Below are 409 nucleotides of genomic sequence, written 5' to 3' on the forward strand. Positions count from 1 at the left end.
GGATGCGGGTGATACCCTCACCTATAGCGCGCAATTAGCGGGTGGCGGTGCCTTGCCCGCGTGGTTGAGTTTCGATGCAGTGACTCGCACTTTTAGTGGTACACCGGCGAATGCCGATGTCGGTACAGTATCGATTGATGTGATTGCGAGTGACGGTAACGGCGGTACGGTTACCGATAGTTTCGATATTGTTATCGCCAATACCAACGATGCACCCACCGTNCGTGGGTTCAATTTCAATTGATGTGATTGCCGATGACGGCAACGGTGGTACCGTCACCGATACGTTCGTCATTACCGTTGCCAATACCAATGATGCGCCAACGGTCGCCAATGCGATTCCCGATCAAAACGCGACTGAAGATTCAGCCTTTAACTTCCAGTTTGCGGCGAACACTTTTTCCGATGT

Annotated in this window: 2 protein-coding genes; both read left to right on the top strand. The window is 52.0% G+C overall.

What is annotated here, in order from left to right:
• Window positions 1–244: putative Ig domain-containing protein (locus tag AWU77_RS00010; RefSeq protein WP_152625196.1), on the top strand; the 244-nt coding region annotated here is incomplete at its 5' end.
• Window positions 225–409, top strand: a 185-nt coding sequence (locus AWU77_RS20220; protein ID WP_152625197.1) for a hypothetical protein, incomplete at its 3' end; no start/stop codon positions are given. The genes AWU77_RS00010 and AWU77_RS20220, both read left to right, overlap by 20 nt.

Source organism: Cellvibrio sp. OA-2007 (assembly GCF_000953825.1).
In the GTDB taxonomy this organism is placed as follows: Bacteria; Pseudomonadota; Gammaproteobacteria; order Pseudomonadales; family Cellvibrionaceae; genus Cellvibrio.